Origin of the sequence: Mucilaginibacter sp. OAE612, from assembly GCF_041806395.1 — a bacterium.
Classification (GTDB): Bacteria; Bacteroidota; Bacteroidia; order Sphingobacteriales; family Sphingobacteriaceae; genus Mucilaginibacter; species Mucilaginibacter rubeus.
On record NZ_JBGMUW010000001.1, the window covers coordinates 4,014,955 to 4,030,620 of the forward strand.

Here is a 15,666-nt window from a genome sequence, read left to right on the forward strand (position 1 = left end):
ACGCGGATTTGGAGTGGTTATACCGCCTTCTTATCTTCTATATGTAATTGCGCGCGCAGCTCTTTCAATTCCATTTCGTAGGCGCGCATACGGGCCTGTAAAATATCAACCTCGGTACGCATCATTTGTATTTCGGTAATAAGCTTGGCCGATTCGGGTTTATTGATCATTTTTTCGCCCGTACCAAGAATAAGCCATTCGGGCGAGTATTTAAGCTGAAAACAGAGCTTCCGGATAAGATAATAGCTAATATCCTGCTTTTTGTTGATCACCTTGCTAATGAAACCCTGATCAACACCAATGGCCCCGGCAAGCCCCAGCTGGCCGCCGTGCTCTTTTACAACTACCTTTAACCGTTTTATAATCGCTTCGTCAGACATAAGTGACTGCAATAATAATCATTTTGTTTATCCATGCAATATATAATTACTTTATTGAATAAGCACCCAAAACAAAAAAGGTCAAATGCCCCAACAGCAAATGACCTTAAAGTAAAACTAACCAACAAAAACTATATATGACAATAAAATAAACTCAGGTTAAACCATAAATTATTTATTTCCTAAATTTTCAAGCAGCTCGCCAAGCTTATCATTATAAACCGGCAAACTGATCTTTCCTGCATGGTACTCATCTGCTATCTGTTGCAGGTTTGTCCCTATTTTTTGCTTCGCATCGTTACGAATATTCATATGACAGGTATCAGCACTGAGCCCGGCATTAATTTTACTTATTTTTTGATCCATGCATCGTTTCATCAGTAACGGCTGCACATCATTCGCGTTTTTCAGCAATAAATTAACCCTGCTGCGTTGTTGCTTGTCAAACTGTAAAATAACAAATACCAGTCCGAGCCCCGCTATCATAAACAAATAAAAATAATCCATATAAAGCACTGATATTAAACATTCATTATACATTTTAATACGAAGCCAATAAAATAAGGTTGCATAATATTTAAAACTTTTTTCAAATATTTCTCTACGACAAAAATCCTTCTGCACAAATTTTAAAATACGCATAAAAAGCCGACCTTTACATTCACAATCTCTTAACAAAAGAGACACATAAAATTGCGATCATTATGAAACCGGGCGATAAGGTAATTTGTATAAACGACAAAATAGATCCTGAAAAGATGGCTGAAATACGACAGGACTTTGAGATTTGGATCACCAAAGATAAGGAATACACCATACGCGAAATACTTGATAACAATGGTATTGTAACCGGCCTGTTGTTGGAAGAAGTACACAATTTCCCCAAATTTTTTAAACTGATAAACCGCTTCCAGGAACCTGCTTTTGCCCAGTGGCGTTTCCGCAAACTAAACTATGCAAGTCCTGAAGCCGAAGCTGTTAGCGAAGATTTGGAGCTTGTTGAGCATATTGAAAAAGAACAACAGCTGGTAAAAGTAAAATAGCCTCGGGACCTGCATGCCGGCCTTCCTTCAGGCAATAATATTACTTTGTTAAAATAAGTTAAACATTTGGCCGCAACCTATTCATAAACGGATATTTATATAGCGAAACTGCTGCATATAATTATCGGTCTGTATGAAAAAGTTACCCGCATTGTTTTCACTGGCAACCTCAATTGGATTGTGGTATGCCTACACCCAGCACCCGAAAAACAAAAACGCTGTTGATAAGTCTGCTGTAAAAATCAGCAACCATGAAGTTAACATTGCTTACACAGATTCGGGTAAAGGTGATACCGCATTGCTTTTTGTACATGGATGGCGCATTGACAAAAGCTACTTTAACAACAATCAGGTAAAATACTTTGGTAATAAATACCGGGTTGTTACGATTGATTTGCCTGGTTATGGCCAATCAAGAAAAACCGCAACTCATGGACGGTGAATGATTTCAAGCCTGTTAAACAGTATTTAAAGCAATTTTAACAACACGGTCAACTATGTAACAAATGCCAAATAGCATATTTTATAGCTAATTTAATAAGTATAATCGCTTGCTGCACCCTCTTCTACAAGTTGTGTAAGCAAAGCTTTTAATACAGCTTCGCGGGTCCATTGCTGTTCGGGTGACGAGGCATCCTCTTTATACCATTGCAAGGGGGTGTTAATTTCGATGCGGGCCTTGTAGGCAAAGTTTTTGGTTGGGTGTAATTTGGCACCCTCGTAACTATTCAGATTTTCGGCTTTAATGATCCGGGCAAGGTCACGGATCCGGATATCTACCTGAAGGCATTCATCAATTGAGTTTTTAAAATCCTGTTTATCCTCCAGCCACAAAGTAAGCACTTCATCAGTAATATCGTGTTCGGCAATAGTTATCCGGCTGTAATCATAATCAACCGATATAATAAGCCACCAAAGCTGGCTTTTAAGTTTTTGAGAAATTTTTATCATGATAATTAGTGTATTGATTTCATATTATTTTAATTGAGCATTTTAGACCGCAATACCTGCAACCAGGTTATGACCGTTTAAAAACGGGCATCCATCCCGGCATATACTTTTGGATAGCAGCAATTTCATTTCTATATTTTTCACATGCAGTTTTGTAACCCTCAAAGCGCTGTAAAGCCTCATGTTCATTCAAAGTATCCCGACTATCTTGATTGTTATTACCTCCTGTCAATTGCCGCAAGGCCGAAAATGCTATATGCATGGTAGTATGATATTGATTATTTATTGATATTATTTCTTGATTTTAAATTACAGAACATTGTATTTCACTAAAAGAATACTCTTTATAAAACGAACCGATCATTTTGATTTGTGAATAATTTGACTTACATTAGCAATTATCAACGAAACAAATATACAGAATAATCTTTATTATAATCAAGAAAAATCTTTAAATTATTTTCATCCATGGAAAACGAGATAAAACCAAACAAAATAAAGATTGTACGGCCCGAAACATTGGAGTTCATCATACTTTATAATCAGCTTAAGGGAAAAGCTTTTAACGGAAATGCTCAATTAGCTGAAGCGTTAGGCTTTAATTCACCAAGCTCGATCACTGAAATAATAAAGAGCCGACAGAACATAGATCCAGAAAAACTCCGTATTTTCAAAGAAAAATACAAAGACTACATAGCAGGAGATAAAACACAGAATTTTCCTGAATCAAAGCCTGTATCCAAACACAGTGAGGGCATACCTATGTATGAAATTTCTGCAACCGCTTCAGGCGTAGAAGTATATAACGACATTAATGATTCACAGCCTGTTGGTCATATGAATTTCCCGGGCATTGAGGACTGCGATTTCGCACTTCCGGTTTGGGGGCACAGCATGTATCCATACCTTGAAAACGGCTGCTGGGTTGCACTAAAAATAATTCATGACAAAAAGATCCTACCCGGCGAGGTTTATTACATTGAGTGGGGAGATTACCGCATGTATAAACGCCTGCTTGCAGGGGATAGCCCTGATGAAGTAATTGCACATTCAGATAATACAACCGAGATGGTTGGCAACCGGCTTAAATATGCCCCATTTATTATAAAAGTAGCCGACATCAAAAAACTTTGCCTTGTTAAAGATATCCACAAAAAGCATAACCATTAACCCGCATGGCGGTAGAATTTGTTAAAAGAAAAACAAATTCTACCGCCATTATTACCTGCCCGGTGACCAGTTATCATACTTATAAAATGAATACCGAAAACCGTATAAAAACCCTACGGCGAAATAAGCTGATCATTATTACAAAAGGCAAGCTATCATATCTTAAACACTTCCCTATTTTTAATTACAATTTATTTGACAGATAAAATGACAATCCGGCTGGCTACCCTCAATGATATACCCCAGATATTAGCTTTTGTAGCTGAAGTAATACCTGGCATGAAAGCAGCAGGTAATTTTCAATGGAATGACGACTATCCCAATAAACAAGTATTTACAGATGACATTAACCTTAACCAACTTTGGGTGGCCGAAGTTACAGGAGCAATTGCGGGTGTGGCTGCCCTAACTACCGATCAGGATGCAGAATATGCGCAGGCCGGGCTTGATATCGGTGAAGCTGCTATAGTTACGCATCGGCTTGCTGTAAACATTAACTACCAGGGCCGGGGCGTCGCCACAGCACTTCTCAAGCAGGCCGAACATGAAGCTATACAGCGAGGAATAAATACATTACGAATTGACACCAATACTGCGAACATGGCAACGCAAAAGCTATTCCCAAAGCTGGGCTATGTTTTGGCCGGCGAAATTAGCCTGGATATAAGGCCGGGTTTAAGTTTTTTGTGCTACGAAAAGCGGCTCAATAGCAAACAATAACAAATTACAACAGCTATCCGGCATGGCTAACCTGTTTCCATCTATTTAAAGCTTCACATATTTACACAAAACTTACAACCATTTCTCAATAGTTATTCACAAATGGGCATTTTATCAACAATAGCTTTTTAGTTTATTCTTTATTCAATTATATTTATAGTAATTATAAACCGCAGGCCTCTGCCGGAGTGATAAAGTTGTAATAAAAGAGAAGAAGATGGAACCTATCATGATACTGGTAATCGCGGCTATTATTGCTGCCATAATTTTAGTTGAATTTAACAAACGGCAAAACACAAAAGCTGGCGATAGTAGTCATATAACCGCCGATGTGCAACAGCTATACCTGCTTAAAGCTGCAGAACATAAAATAGAAGTAATTGAAGATTTGCAAAAGAATGCTGCCAATACCAACAATACCATTGTAACAAGTATTGAACAGGAGTTAACACGCTTAACAGGGGCTTTTGAAAAAGGCGATATCAAATTGAAAGAATTTAACCTCAAGCTTGACAACTTACTTAGTAACCTCGATGTTAACAATTCACTGGCACAAGCATCATAAACAATAAGTTACTTAATTGCGCCGGCTCGCATATATCACTTTAAAAGTGTTACATACCCCGACAGCGGTTTCTTACCATCTTTAAGATCAACCACGTAATAATAAGTCCCGGCCGGCAGCACGTACCCATTAAATTGCGCACGTAAACAGATCAATTTCAGGGCTGTTGTTTGGAAAGCAACAAATTAATTTAAATTATAAAATCCGACATCACCAAAAACAAAAAAGCCGGACTAAGCCGGCTAATATTTTTAAAAAAGAAGAATAATGTTTTAGTTGGTATTAATTACGTCTGAAGCCACCTTTTTGGCCACCGCCGTTAAAGCCAGGACCTTTATCTTCGGCTACGTTAACCGTGATCCTGCGGCCATAATAACTTGCTCCATTCATGCAACGTATCGCTTCTTTCGCTTCATCCTCGTTAACCATCTCCACAAAACCAAAACCCTTACTCTCTTTTGTTTCGCGATCTTTAATAATCCTGAGCGATTTAACCGGCCCAAAATCACCAAAAACAGCTGTTAATTCGGCCTCATCTACTTCTAAAGGAAGACCTGCAATAAATACTTTCATCAATGTTTTTAAAATTTGCGTAAAGGTACAAAAAAAGAGCCGGATTCCTGCCTCGCCCGGCACTAATGATGATTAGGTAATGGCTTTTTTACCTTCATATTACTGAGTAAAATTTCCAAACCAATGTTAAAAACAGAACCGGATTTTATTTGAGTTGTAGCTCGAAGCTTCCCTCAACGCGGTAAAAAGGAGAGTCAGACTTATCGTCTTTAGCTAAAAAGGTAAAGAAAGTACCTTTAGCAATCATATTTTCGTGATTATACTGATCTATATCAATCTTACCAAAATCCTGTTGTCCGGCATATTTGGTCAGGGTATATTGAAGCAAAGGTTTTTTTTCATCAACCTTAAACAAAAACTGACTTCCGGCTACGTCGCTGCTGGTTTTCACAGAAGCCAATCCTAACGAGCTGATGCCAAAACTCATGTTATGCGCTTTATTGATCGCTGTGATGCCAAAGTATTTGTTATCGCCATTATGCACGTTTATGAATGCAATTGAATCCTGGCTGGCATCGAAAGTGTAAGTTGAATCTTCGATGGTAACTTTTAAAGTACCTTTGCCTGCAAGAAAATTACCCGGAGTATTGATAATGTTTACTGACGATACGCTGTCCTTACTGCCTGATGTTTTAACCGCGCTGATATCTTTCACTTCCTCGTCTTTTTGGCAGGAAGTTAAAGCCACCGAGATGGATAAACTTAGTAAAACAAACCATTTAGTAAAACTGGTACGTATCATAGGCTTATTGGCAAATAAACATAGCAATAAATAATTACAAATTTCATTAAATATGGTTAAACGAATTAATTTTTTAACTTTTTTTAACTTTTATATGAATATACGTCAATAGTCATGCTAAAGTTGCCGGTTTACGCGCGGTAATGCACTTTTAATAAAAATGCAAAAAACAGACAAGCTACGGCCTATTTTCAGGAATTTTCACCATCCAAAATGTAAAAATTAAAATACAAATTACAGGCAACATACTGTTAATCAAATCAATATCGGCCAATTAAAACACTTCGCCCACATTAATAAACAAGCCTTTTGACCCTTCGCGCCCGAAACCATAATCAATGGCTATGTTTGTTTTGGATACCTTATTTAGTTTAACCCTTAAACCGGCCCCAAAACCGGGTTGCACAGTTTGCAAAGCCGTACCCGGCGCCGCCGAAAACGACTCGCCGTTTACAAAAGCTACCCCTCCAAGTAAACCATTACGGGTTATTTTAAACCGGTATTCGCTTTCAAGGTAAACCATTTGCGCCCCTCTAAACCTGCCCTGTATGTATCCGCGCCCGGTAGTAAAGCCTGGGTCGTGCCCTGTAGCGGGCAGATCGAGATATGCCGGCCGTCCATTAATTACCAGCCAATTATATGACCAAAAGGCCAGCACGTTATCCGAGCTTTCCGGAAACCTGAAGTATTTGCGCACATCAACAATTAAAGAGCGCCAGGCAGTTGTACTACCTAAAAAAGTATAATTATCCCGGTACTGTAACGAGGTGTAAAATCCGCGCGACGCATTGATCGGGTTATCGCGACTGTCATAGAGCCCGCTAAACGTTATCCCGGTTGATATAGCGCGGCTAACAGGGCCGTACCTTTCATAGTCGGACGTTTTTCCGTTTAACTGCCCTTTCTCGTACATATTCCACCTGTCATCAAAAATATATCCCAAACCGGCGTAAAAATTTCCGGTTATATTGCGCAAAACAGTTTCATGAAAACGAAAAAAACTATAAACCAGGGGATTTTCATTATCCCTGTCAGAATTACTGCCTAAGCCAAAACTGCTTTGCGGATATTTGTAAAACCTGAAATCGCCTATAAAATCATATTTATTATTTTTCGACCATATGTTTGATTGGATGGGGACGATCACCTGCTTATTTTGAGTGTAGGCAGGGTTTACTGTTATGGTGGAGATCCGGGTATCGGGTGCTAATCTGAAAATCACATTGCCTGATATAGTACCCGCCAGCCCTGTTTGTAAAGTGTAACCTATAGCCGGAATAATTGATATTACCGGTTTTGAAGTTACAGAATCAACTTTGCCGGGCTTCTTGCTTTCACCAAAAATGGATCCTATAACGTCAAATATATCTTTTTCAAAAGTGGTATCGGGATGGGTAACCAGTATTGTATCTTTATATTTAGTGTGCCCTATCGGGATGTATCTTTTATCCTGGGCGTGTACTCTGATACTTATGAGCAGGCCTGCAAAAATTAAAATGCTTGTTTTATTAATACCCATTATAATTATTCGATGCAGGAAAAGTAAAGGTTTATCCGTGCAATTATAAAATAATTATTTAAGTTATTTGTTTGTACAAGATTTTATTGAGCTTTAAGCCGCGGATCAAAAGTGAACTTATTTACACTGCTGATAGTTATTTTGTTATAATCGGGATGGGCCGGATTAAGCAGGTAATTATATTCTAGGTCAATAATTGCCGATGGTACTTTTAATACGGCCGTTTCCATTTTACGAAGCCAGGTATCGCCAAGCAATTGAGTAACCGGGTAGTTAATTACCTTGTGCCAATTGGCATTAAGTTTTTGGAGTTTGTTTACAGTGATTTCAAAAACAGGCAGGTTATCCGGTATCTGAAATATAATAACCGAAAAATCACCTGCATATAAAGCAGTGCCAGGCGAGTGCGCCAGTTTTTCAAGGCATGAAAGAGCCAATGAACCGCCTGTATAGATCATATATTGTCCCAATGAATTCCATCGGCCGTCAATTCCTGAGCCTTTGCGGTCATGGGCATATTTGGTTTGACTTATCCGGTAAACGTTCAAAAGATAGAAGGAAAGATTAATAACCTATTTAGTGATCATAAATTTGCGTTAAAAATGCAATCAATAATTCACTAAATCATTAATTCAATAATTATTTTTAGGCAAGCACACCGTAATCAATACGGATAAGCTGACTTATTACAATACCAATGCCTGTTATGGTATCGAGTAAATCAAATGGGATAGCATCAATACCCGGATTATAATGTTTTAGCCAGCCTTTAAACTCATCAAGGGAGCCAAAGGTATCCAGGCCCTTGTCAAAAAGCTCAAACAGTTGAATGATGTGCTCACTCAGCCCCTGGTTTAGCTCATGTGTGCTTTGTAAATGCTTACGCAAAGTAGGCTCGGTTATATGCAACCATTTGGCAATATCACTTTGAGTAGCACCGGTTACCTTTACTAAATCAGTGATGGAATTTGAACGCAACCCTTGTTTTATAGCCCCAAGCTTGGCCAAAGGCGATTTAAAATAGGTTTCATAAGGCATCAGCAGATCATTAAAAACCTGCATAGGCGCATCGGTAAATACATACGGGCGGGATGCAGCCTGCCCTTGCCTGCCTTCAATAGCTGTATTACGTTTAATTGCTTTGCTCATACACAAATGTAAATATTTTCTATTAAAAAAGAAAATATTTACATTTTATTTATTCCACCGCCTATGCCTATCCACTTATATCTGCTTAAATAAAAAATCACCAATAAAATTAGCAATTGTAAAAAATATTCCCGACATTTGATTATTCTTTATGCCAATCGGCATTTACAACATAATGAAGCCCTATATATCTTCCTTTGATAACGCGGCCCAGGTTGAGCGGCTTATTGACAAATATTTCGCCTATATAAAGGGGAAATATCATATTGAACAAAAACCGGTAAAAAACAGTAAAGACAATGCAGAAACTATTGAACAAAAGGTTTGGGACCGTGAACCCGAACCTGCAACATTATCAGGGCTGGCCCTTGCCCTTGGCTTTAGCAGCCGGCAGGAGTTTTATACTTATGTACAGCACGGCCCGTTTTCACAGGCAGTTAAACAGGGCGTTTTACGCGTAGAAGCCTGCTATGAAGCCCATCTGCACCAAAATGTAACCGGGGCAATGTTCGCGCTAAAAAATATGGGGTGGAGCGAAAAACATGATCAATTACCAAATACAGAAGCAGGGAACATTTTAACAGTAAAGGTCTTTAGCTCAGGACCTCCCCCTGCCGGCAGCGAAAAAGAAGTAAAACTATAACTCCGGTACCCGTTTGCAACCTCAGCTATCAGATTAAAATCAGTAACAATGACCGATGAAGAAATAATCACCGACATTCCATTTAAAGAACCGGAAGGTTTTCACTGCTCTGTCCTGTTCAAACAAAATTATCTTTCAACCGCGCATGTGGTAATTAACCAGGGAGGCACCAGCAGCGGTAAAACATTTGCCATTGAGCAGGCGCTGTTTTGCCTTGCCTGCGAAAACCCCAAACAGGTGATCACCATAGTTGGACAGGATATCCCTAACCTTAAAGCAGGCGCCCTGCGCGATGCTCTAAATATATACAGCTCTTCGCCGGTATTACAGGCAAAAATTAAAAGCTATAATAAAAGCGACCGTATTTTCGAGTTTCTCAACGGTAGCAGTTAATGTTTTACAGCAGGAAGTCCGTGGATTAAAAGACGGGAAGAGATCTTAAATACATTGTTTAAGAGGTGTGCCCAGAACGAGATTCGAACTCGTACATCCTTACGAATGCCACCCCCTCAAGATGGTGCGTCTACCAATTTCGCCACCTGGGCTTTTAAAAAATGTGAGAATCTTTCAATTCTCACATTCTAATTTTTCTTACTTTAAAAAAGGCGTGCCCGAAGAGAGACTCGAACTCTCAAGAGACAATTCTCAACGGCTTCTGAGACCGCAACGTTTACCAATTTCGCCATCCGGGCTTATCGTTTTATTAACAAGCGTGCAAATATAATCGTTTCCGGCAAATTGCAACTTAATAAATTAAAAAATCAATATTATGTTGTTTAACGGCCTTTGAAAATCTAACTTAGGTTTCATAAAACTCTTTATATCAAACGTAATGAAACTAAACCGCATTTTTATTTCAGGTACCCTACTTTTTTCTTTGTGGTTCAATTCTGTCCTGAAAGCACAAACTATTACCGTTTTACAACAGGATAAGCCAACAAGCATCCGTGGTTTATCTGTAGTTGATGATAATACGGCATGGATAAGCGGCAGCAAAGGATACATCGCCAAAACAAACGATGGCGGCAAAACCTGGAGCTGGCAACAAATAAAGGGATATGAAAAATCCGACTTTCGGGATATCGAAGCATTCAATGATCAGGAAGCCGTGATCATGAGTTCGGGCACGCCGTCCCTCATCTTAAAAACGGTTGATGGCGGCCAAACCTGGCAGGAAAAATATCGAAAAACAGATACCACCTATTTTTTAGACGCCATGGATTTTGCCGATAACCTTCATGGCTACATATTAGGCGACCCGATCAACAATAAATTTTTATTACTGGAAACCAAAGACGGCGGTGAAACCTGGAACGAGTCAAAAAATGCCCCGGATGCATTGCCCGGAGAGGCATCATTTGCCGCAAGCGGCACATGTCTGAGAGTATCAGGCAAAGAGGCAATATACATCGTTTCAGGAGGTAGCAACGCCAGGCTTATTTCCTTGCAGCCTTATAATAACCAATGGCAGTATTCAAACCTTTCTCTTACACATGGAAAAAGCAGTGAAGGCGCTTTTTCAATATCGATAGGGCAAAATGCCGGCATTATTGTCGGAGGTGATTATGCCAGTGAAAAAAAAACAGATTCAGTGGCGACTATCCTGGCGGTTCACCCTGTCCTCACATTTACACAACCCCAAACAGGGCCGGCAGGTTTTCAATCAAGTGTTGAGCTCATAAAATCCGGAATGTTTCTTTCTACAGGCACACCCGGGAGCAATATTACAACAAACGGCGGCCAAACATGGAAACAAATAGATAGCACAAGTTTTAACGTTTGCCGTAAGGCAAAACATGGTAAGCTTGTATTATTAGCCGGGAATAGTGGTAAAATAGCCGTTCTAAAATTGTAGTTTACTGGTTTTTAACGGCTTAAAAAAACCTTAACATTAATTTAAAAAATAGCTTGCAGGGAATAATTAAGAACCCTATATTTGCACCACTTTAAACGGAAACGGTTAACCGAACCAAGAAGTTTAAAGAATGATTCCGTAGCTCAGCCGGTAGAGCATAACACTTTTAATGTTGGGGTCCTGGGTTCGAGTCCCAGCGGGATCACAAAGCCTTTGAAAAGAGGCTTTTTTATTTAAAAACAAAAGCTGCCTTTAAACAGCCACGCCTTAGTAAGCGAAAAATTTAAAGAATGATTCCGTAGCTCAGCCGGTAGAGCATAACACTTTTAATGTTGGGGTCCTGGGTTCGAGTCCCAGCGGGATCACCTCTTGGGACAAGTCAAAAAAGCCACGACTTGTCCCATTTTTTTTCCCACCGAAACTACTGTCAATCAAAGAGATAATTTTTGCAATTTCATTAACACGTGCGGTTCGATGTTGTGTTCCGTCGAATGTCAATTTTTCGGGGAACATCGAACCAATTATAAGTCGTTGCTCTTCGATTGTGCCTTCTTCATAAACTTTTTCTATGTTAGAAAGGCTTGAAATGGCCATTTCCCATAGAGGAGCCAAATCTGGCGCATTTTTAGGTTTTAAGAATAGCTGCTCTTCGAATAGTGCTATTTTACTTTCACAATCTGTTTTAATGACTTTAAAATCGTCTGCCCCTATTGCATCCGACAGCAAGAGATCTCTCGCCTTTGACAATTTTGAATTAACATCCGCTAACTGTTTTTTTAATAAATCCGATATTTGCCGTGTTGCGGCAGTCTGAGACTTGTAGCTAATCTTAATGGCCTCTCTGTATAGCGTTAGATTTGGTAATGTGGTTGTATACTTTCTGAGCTCTTTTTTAAATTCAATGTTTACATATTCTGCTTTAAACCTTACGCCACATTCGGAGCTGCAGTGGTAATAATAGTAGTATCTGCTACGGCCTTTTGACGCACTTCCAGTGAGCATCTTATTACAATTAGGACAAATTAAAAATCCTCTTAATGGCAAATTGTCATCGATAGCCTGTTTAGGACGTTGGTTTTTTGTCTTTCCGTCCAAAACCAATTGGACTTCGTTGAACAACTCTTCAGAGATAAGAGCCTCATGTTGCCCTGGTACGAAATACGCTTCTTCGCCCTTGAATTTTGGAACAAAGATTTTACCACAATAAAGTGGGTTTCTGATAGCAACCCAAAAATTATTTTTGCTTCCCCTGGTTAGCCCTTTCTCCCGGGCTGCTTTCCAAACCTGTTCGGTACTTGTTTTTCCGTTAGCCAATTCCGAAAACGCCCAGCGCAGTATATTTCCTTCACTCTCATGTATTGCGATGTATTTTTTACCATCTTCAGTATGCCGGTTAATGTATCCCACTGGTGCTGTCGAAATATATCTTCCTTCTTTACGTGCTCGCCTCATCCCGTAAAATACATTCAATGCCCTTCGGTCATTTTCCACCTCTGGTGCAGCCAGGTAAACTGCAAGCATCATTTTACTTTCGGGAATTTCCATATCCAAAGGCTGTTCTATCGCCTGGGGTTCAACCCCGTACCGTGTCAAAATACTGATCATTTGGTAAGCATCGCCAGTATTCCTGCTAAACCGATCCCATTTCGTGAATAAGATTAGATTAACTTTACAGGAAGACTTTTTAATATCGGTCAACATTCTTTTCCATTCCGGCCTGTTGAATGTTTTGGCTGAGTGATCTTCGTAAATCAATTCTGAAATTTCGATTCCGTTGACTTGACAATATTTTATTAAGCGTTCTGCCTGATCCCGTTGGGAAAACCCCTTCTCAGCTTGTTCGTCAGTGCTAACGCGGATGTACAAGTTGGCGATACGTTTCATTGTAGCTTCATTTGAAATATTAACGTCTAAAACACTTTGTTTCGTGCTATTATAAACCTTTAATTACTATTAAAATTAGGATTTACAAAATAAACTAATCACTTCTTTCTTTTCTTAAATATTGCGCCACTACGATATTTGCCATTACAGTGAGAAAATCGACTATTATTTTTGCCTGATCTTCATTTACCTTAATACCATCCTTTTCAAGTATCGATATTGCTTTTGGAATAGAAATCTTTTCACCCTCGTTTTCCCAAATCATAATTTTAATTCTTCGAACTATAAGCTGATAATAAAAATAGATTCAGCGTTTGTCTTCTCCTTGTTCAATCTGTAAACATGTTAAATACAACTTCACCAATAAGTTTCTACGACTGGACTTGGGAGAAGCTCTACTTTAAAATTTATATTCAACATTGAAGCCATCATGCGTATTTGAATTATCCCTTGAAATTCGACAGTTGATCGCTTATCAGTTGTCATCTGGTGCTTTTCCTGATCACCAGATGAGCCTTCGCCGGATCATTCAATAACCGTTCAAATATCTCCTCGATAATTTCCCTGACATCCTGTTTGATCTGCAAATAATTACGCTGGACGATACCCGCATTGATCACCCGCACAGCCGGTATCGGTTTATAGCCATCCGCCTCTTTCTTCAAAGCCTCATGGTCGTTCACAATCTCACAATGAAAGGCCTTCAGTTCAATCTTTTCATCAGGGTTATCCGCAACCAACCCAACGAACTCACCTGAACTCAATGCCGAGATCCGCGAGGCCGGCACCGCCGCTTCCAACTGCTTAGACCGGCTGATCGAAGTATCGCTCCGGTTGATAGATAAACTCTCCCGGTCCTGCATGATCCGCCCGATTTTTTCGGAAACCATTTTGGCGGTATCGCCCGCCACCTGCCCTACCGCCATATTGCCGACAATATTCATGATCACATCGGCCGCTTCACGGCCATACTCCTTGCGCAACTGACTGGCATCCTGTATCCCCAAACAGGTACTGATCAGGTTACTTCGCCCGGTTGCAATCGTAGAAATTACATCCGCCACCAGGCTGGGATACTCATCCAAAATCAAACTGCACTTCAACCGGTTTTTCTGGTTGATGATCTTCAGCAGGCGGTTCACAAAAAGCGACAGCACCGCCCCGTAGATCTGTATTTTCTGCGGGTTGTTGCCCATGCAAACGATCTTCGGTTTGGCAGGGTCGTTGATATCCAGCGTAAACTCGTTGCCCGACAGGATATAATACAGCTGCGGTGACGCAATCCGTGACATGGTGATCTTCGCCGAAGCGATCTGCCCCTCCAGTTGCTCTACCGCGTCCCGCAGGTAAGCGCTGACAAAAGGGTTGATCAGCACATCGATCTCCTGTTCCGTGCGCAGCACCGTAAACAGCTTATCATATTCCGCCTGCATCAACTCGACCACATGCGGCAGTGTGCAAAACTCGCCGTCCTGGTAACGCCGCAGAAACCAGATAATCGCCGTCAAAAAGTTAATCGGTGATTCCACAAAGAAGTCCCCCTGCTTCTTCACCCATTCCCGGTTCAGCCCCAGCAGGATCGTCCGCGCAGATTCCACCGCATCGGTGATATCGTGCATCGCCGAAGGATCCAGCGGGTTGCAGCGATGGCTGTGCGCCAGGTCATCAAAATTGATACTATAGAAATCCGGCGTGACCTTATAACCACCCTTATATTTCAGCCAGGTATTATAAGCGATGACCGAGAGGTCGGGCATCTTGAAATCATACACGAACATCGCAAAGCCCTTGCGGATATGTTGCGTAATAAAATGCCGGATCAGGAAATAACTCTTACCCGCCCCCGGACTACCGATCACCGCCGTCGAACGGAAGGGGTTGATAATATTCAGCCAGCCAACCCGCCATTTCCCCCGCAACCGGTAACGCGTCGGCAGGTTCACCGAAAACTCATTTTCCAGCAGCCGCTCCTCCTGCGGAAAAGTCTCGTTGTCCCGGTTAAAAATATCCCCCGAAAGCCTGTCCCGGATGATCCGCGATAGCATCGTCCCGCCGCTCAGGAACAACAGGAAACCGAGGCTGCAAAGCCCCATATAGCCAGCAGCCACCAACTGCAGATTACCTCTGGTCAGCAAGACCAGCTCACTCCCAAAAAACAGCACCAGCCCAACCGCCAGATAAAGCGCTGCCGTCTTCCAGGTCTGCTTTTCATCCTTCTTCCCCCGCACCCCGATCAACGCGATCACCAGGAACCCCAGTGCGAAAAACTTAGGCCGGTTAAACCCATCCAGCAAACCCGTTCGCCCCACATTTTCGAGCATGCGATCCACTAATGGCGCCGTCAGCCGCCATCCGGCAAACGCCCCATAACAAACCACATAAAAGTGTAAAGCCAACAGCACAATTGCAATCAGCCGCGTCATATCCAGGATCTGGCGCATGGCCTGATCATTCTCTCCCGTCTGCATCTTA

Annotated in this window: 20 protein-coding genes, 4 tRNA genes and 1 pseudogene; 11 read left to right on the plus strand and 14 right to left on the minus strand. The window is 40.8% G+C overall.

Annotated features, from left to right (window positions below; translation table 11 throughout):
* Positions 1 to 17 precede the first annotated feature (17 nt).
* Together ABID99_RS16655 and ABID99_RS16660 are read right to left on the minus strand one after the other, a co-directional pair.
* A complete protein-coding gene (locus ABID99_RS16655; RefSeq protein ID WP_090523778.1) occupies positions 18 to 380 on the minus strand; it encodes a helix-turn-helix transcriptional regulator in 363 nt (120 codons plus the stop codon).
* 171 nt (positions 381 to 551) lie between these two features.
* Positions 552 to 887, minus strand: a complete 336-nt coding sequence (locus ABID99_RS16660) for a hypothetical protein (RefSeq protein ID WP_176623330.1) — start codon at positions 885 to 887, stop codon at positions 552 to 554.
* 197 nt (positions 888 to 1,084) lie between these two features.
* Here ABID99_RS16660 and ABID99_RS16665 point away from each other — a divergent pair, with 197 nt between their 5' ends.
* The gene (locus ABID99_RS16665; protein ID WP_091163246.1) at positions 1,085 to 1,423 is read left to right on the plus strand and encodes a hypothetical protein; all 339 of its coding nucleotides are present in this window, start codon (positions 1,085 to 1,087) and stop codon (positions 1,421 to 1,423) included.
* A 133-nt stretch (positions 1,424 to 1,556) separates the two neighbouring features.
* Positions 1,557 to 1,865 carry an alpha/beta fold hydrolase gene (locus ABID99_RS16670; protein WP_373614411.1) on the plus strand — a complete coding sequence of 103 codons (309 nt, stop codon included), beginning with the start codon at positions 1,557 to 1,559 and terminating at the stop codon, positions 1,863 to 1,865.
* A gap of 92 nt (positions 1,866 to 1,957) precedes the next feature.
* On the opposite strand, the gene ABID99_RS16675 is transcribed toward ABID99_RS16670, so the two are convergent.
* Positions 1,958 to 2,374, minus strand: a complete 417-nt coding sequence (locus ABID99_RS16675; RefSeq protein WP_373614412.1) for a hypothetical protein — start codon at positions 2,372 to 2,374, stop codon at positions 1,958 to 1,960.
* A gap of 67 nt (positions 2,375 to 2,441) precedes the next feature.
* On the minus strand, positions 2,442 to 2,636 hold the full coding sequence (locus ABID99_RS16680) for a hypothetical protein (protein WP_373614413.1): 195 nt from the start codon (positions 2,634 to 2,636) through the stop codon (positions 2,442 to 2,444).
* 206 nt (positions 2,637 to 2,842) lie between these two features.
* Here ABID99_RS16680 and ABID99_RS16685 point away from each other — a divergent pair, with 206 nt between their 5' ends.
* The 4 genes from ABID99_RS16685 (at position 2,843) to ABID99_RS16700 (ending at position 4,829) form a co-directional block, all read left to right on the plus strand.
* Positions 2,843 to 3,544 (plus strand): S24 family peptidase, encoded by a 702-nt coding sequence (locus ABID99_RS16685; RefSeq protein WP_090523761.1) that lies wholly within the window; start codon positions 2,843 to 2,845, stop codon positions 3,542 to 3,544.
* Positions 3,545 to 3,549: 5 nt separating this feature from the next.
* Entirely contained in the window at positions 3,550 to 3,750 is a 201-nt protein-coding gene (locus ABID99_RS16690; RefSeq protein WP_090523758.1) for a hypothetical protein, read from the plus strand.
* 1 nt (position 3,751) lies between these two features.
* Entirely contained in the window at positions 3,752 to 4,264 is a 513-nt protein-coding gene (locus ABID99_RS16695) for a GNAT family N-acetyltransferase (protein WP_090523755.1), read from the plus strand.
* A 217-nt stretch (positions 4,265 to 4,481) separates the two neighbouring features.
* The gene (locus tag ABID99_RS16700; RefSeq protein WP_090523753.1) at positions 4,482 to 4,829 is read left to right on the plus strand and encodes a hypothetical protein; all 348 of its coding nucleotides are present in this window, start codon (positions 4,482 to 4,484) and stop codon (positions 4,827 to 4,829) included.
* A gap of 282 nt (positions 4,830 to 5,111) precedes the next feature.
* On the opposite strand, the gene ABID99_RS16705 is transcribed toward ABID99_RS16700, so the two are convergent.
* The 5 genes from ABID99_RS16705 to ABID99_RS16725 all read right to left on the minus strand — a co-directional run bounded on the left by ABID99_RS16705 (position 5,112) and on the right by ABID99_RS16725 (position 8,812).
* Positions 5,112 to 5,402 (minus strand): RNA-binding protein, encoded by a 291-nt coding sequence (locus tag ABID99_RS16705; protein WP_090523751.1) that lies wholly within the window; start codon positions 5,400 to 5,402, stop codon positions 5,112 to 5,114.
* A gap of 145 nt (positions 5,403 to 5,547) precedes the next feature.
* On the minus strand, positions 5,548 to 6,144 hold the full coding sequence (locus ABID99_RS16710) for a hypothetical protein (protein ID WP_090523746.1): 597 nt from the start codon (positions 6,142 to 6,144) through the stop codon (positions 5,548 to 5,550).
* Between the two features lie 274 nt (positions 6,145 to 6,418).
* Complete coding sequence (locus tag ABID99_RS16715; protein WP_090523743.1) at positions 6,419 to 7,663, minus strand: hypothetical protein; 1,245 nt, start codon at positions 7,661 to 7,663, stop codon at positions 6,419 to 6,421.
* A gap of 83 nt (positions 7,664 to 7,746) precedes the next feature.
* Positions 7,747 to 8,211, minus strand: a complete 465-nt coding sequence (locus ABID99_RS16720; RefSeq protein ID WP_167516197.1) for an RES family NAD+ phosphorylase — start codon at positions 8,209 to 8,211, stop codon at positions 7,747 to 7,749.
* Between the two features lie 97 nt (positions 8,212 to 8,308).
* The gene (locus tag ABID99_RS16725; protein WP_090523737.1) at positions 8,309 to 8,812 is read right to left on the minus strand and encodes an antitoxin Xre/MbcA/ParS toxin-binding domain-containing protein; all 504 of its coding nucleotides are present in this window, start codon (positions 8,810 to 8,812) and stop codon (positions 8,309 to 8,311) included.
* Between the two features lie 175 nt (positions 8,813 to 8,987).
* Between ABID99_RS16725 and ABID99_RS16730 the strand changes: the two genes are divergently transcribed.
* Both ABID99_RS16730 and ABID99_RS16735 read left to right on the plus strand, forming a co-directional pair.
* Positions 8,988 to 9,455, plus strand: coding sequence for a terminase small subunit (locus tag ABID99_RS16730; protein WP_175489880.1), 468 nt, complete (start codon positions 8,988 to 8,990; stop codon positions 9,453 to 9,455).
* A 48-nt stretch (positions 9,456 to 9,503) separates the two neighbouring features.
* Positions 9,504 to 9,848, plus strand: coding sequence for a hypothetical protein (locus ABID99_RS16735; RefSeq protein WP_373614414.1), 345 nt, complete (start codon positions 9,504 to 9,506; stop codon positions 9,846 to 9,848).
* A gap of 68 nt (positions 9,849 to 9,916) precedes the next feature.
* On the opposite strand, the gene ABID99_RS16740 is transcribed toward ABID99_RS16735, so the two are convergent.
* A tRNA-Leu gene (locus tag ABID99_RS16740) sits at positions 9,917 to 10,000 on the minus strand.
* Positions 10,001 to 10,063: 63 nt separating this feature from the next.
* Positions 10,064 to 10,147: transfer RNA gene (locus ABID99_RS16745), tRNA-Leu, on the minus strand.
* Positions 10,148 to 10,287: 140 nt separating this feature from the next.
* Between ABID99_RS16745 and ABID99_RS16750 the strand changes: the two genes are divergently transcribed.
* From ABID99_RS16750 to ABID99_RS16760, 3 genes are all read left to right on the plus strand, one after another.
* On the plus strand, positions 10,288 to 11,310 hold the full coding sequence (locus tag ABID99_RS16750) for a WD40/YVTN/BNR-like repeat-containing protein (RefSeq protein WP_373614415.1): 1,023 nt from the start codon (positions 10,288 to 10,290) through the stop codon (positions 11,308 to 11,310).
* Positions 11,311 to 11,442: 132 nt separating this feature from the next.
* A tRNA-Lys gene (locus tag ABID99_RS16755) sits at positions 11,443 to 11,515 on the plus strand.
* 87 nt (positions 11,516 to 11,602) lie between these two features.
* Positions 11,603 to 11,675, plus strand: a tRNA-Lys gene (locus ABID99_RS16760).
* Between the two features lie 736 nt (positions 11,676 to 12,411).
* On the opposite strand, the pseudogene ABID99_RS16765 reads toward ABID99_RS16760, so the two are convergent.
* The 3 genes and pseudogenes from ABID99_RS16765 to mobC all read right to left on the minus strand — a co-directional run.
* Positions 12,412 to 13,194, minus strand: a pseudogene (locus ABID99_RS16765) (recombinase family protein); the annotation flags it as partial.
* A gap of 94 nt (positions 13,195 to 13,288) precedes the next feature.
* Positions 13,289 to 13,459: a hypothetical protein gene (locus ABID99_RS16770; protein ID WP_373614416.1), complete on the minus strand. Its 171-nt coding sequence runs from the start codon at positions 13,457 to 13,459 to the stop codon at positions 13,289 to 13,291.
* A 217-nt stretch (positions 13,460 to 13,676) separates the two neighbouring features.
* Positions 13,677 to 15,662 (minus strand): conjugal transfer protein MobC, encoded by a 1,986-nt coding sequence (gene mobC / locus ABID99_RS16775; RefSeq protein WP_373614417.1) that lies wholly within the window; start codon positions 15,660 to 15,662, stop codon positions 13,677 to 13,679.
* Between the last annotated feature and the right edge of the window lie 4 nt (positions 15,663 to 15,666).

Coding starts and splice junctions, on each gene's coding strand:
- ABID99_RS16685 (WP_090523761.1), top strand. CDS start 2,843: ATGGAAAACGAGATAAAACCAAACAAAATAAAGATTGTACGGCCCGAA.
- ABID99_RS16695 (WP_090523755.1), top strand. CDS start 3,752: ATGACAATCCGGCTGGCTACCCTCAATGATATACCCCAGATATTAGCT.
- ABID99_RS16670 (WP_373614411.1), top strand. CDS start 1,557: ATGAAAAAGTTACCCGCATTGTTTTCACTGGCAACCTCAATTGGATTG.
- ABID99_RS16730 (WP_175489880.1), top strand. CDS start 8,988: ATGAAGCCCTATATATCTTCCTTTGATAACGCGGCCCAGGTTGAGCGG.
- ABID99_RS16710 (WP_090523746.1), bottom strand. CDS start 6,144: ATGATACGTACCAGTTTTACTAAATGGTTTGTTTTACTAAGTTTATCC.
- ABID99_RS16705 (WP_090523751.1), bottom strand. CDS start 5,402: ATGAAAGTATTTATTGCAGGTCTTCCTTTAGAAGTAGATGAGGCCGAA.
- ABID99_RS16725 (WP_090523737.1), bottom strand. CDS start 8,812: ATGAGCAAAGCAATTAAACGTAATACAGCTATTGAAGGCAGGCAAGGG.
- ABID99_RS16675 (WP_373614412.1), bottom strand. CDS start 2,374: ATGATAAAAATTTCTCAAAAACTTAAAAGCCAGCTTTGGTGGCTTATT.
- ABID99_RS16680 (WP_373614413.1), bottom strand. CDS start 2,636: ATGCATATAGCATTTTCGGCCTTGCGGCAATTGACAGGAGGTAATAAC.
- ABID99_RS16690 (WP_090523758.1), top strand. CDS start 3,550: ATGGCGGTAGAATTTGTTAAAAGAAAAACAAATTCTACCGCCATTATT.
- ABID99_RS16735 (WP_373614414.1), top strand. CDS start 9,504: ATGACCGATGAAGAAATAATCACCGACATTCCATTTAAAGAACCGGAA.
- ABID99_RS16655 (WP_090523778.1), bottom strand. CDS start 380: ATGTCTGACGAAGCGATTATAAAACGGTTAAAGGTAGTTGTAAAAGAG.
- ABID99_RS16715 (WP_090523743.1), bottom strand. CDS start 7,663: ATGGGTATTAATAAAACAAGCATTTTAATTTTTGCAGGCCTGCTCATA.
- mobC (WP_373614417.1), bottom strand. CDS start 15,662: ATGCAGACGGGAGAGAATGATCAGGCCATGCGCCAGATCCTGGATATG.
- ABID99_RS16660 (WP_176623330.1), bottom strand. CDS start 887: ATGGATTATTTTTATTTGTTTATGATAGCGGGGCTCGGACTGGTATTT.
- ABID99_RS16700 (WP_090523753.1), top strand. CDS start 4,482: ATGGAACCTATCATGATACTGGTAATCGCGGCTATTATTGCTGCCATA.
- ABID99_RS16770 (WP_373614416.1), bottom strand. CDS start 13,459: ATGATTTGGGAAAACGAGGGTGAAAAGATTTCTATTCCAAAAGCAATA.
- ABID99_RS16665 (WP_091163246.1), top strand. CDS start 1,085: ATGAAACCGGGCGATAAGGTAATTTGTATAAACGACAAAATAGATCCT.
- ABID99_RS16750 (WP_373614415.1), top strand. CDS start 10,288: ATGAAACTAAACCGCATTTTTATTTCAGGTACCCTACTTTTTTCTTTG.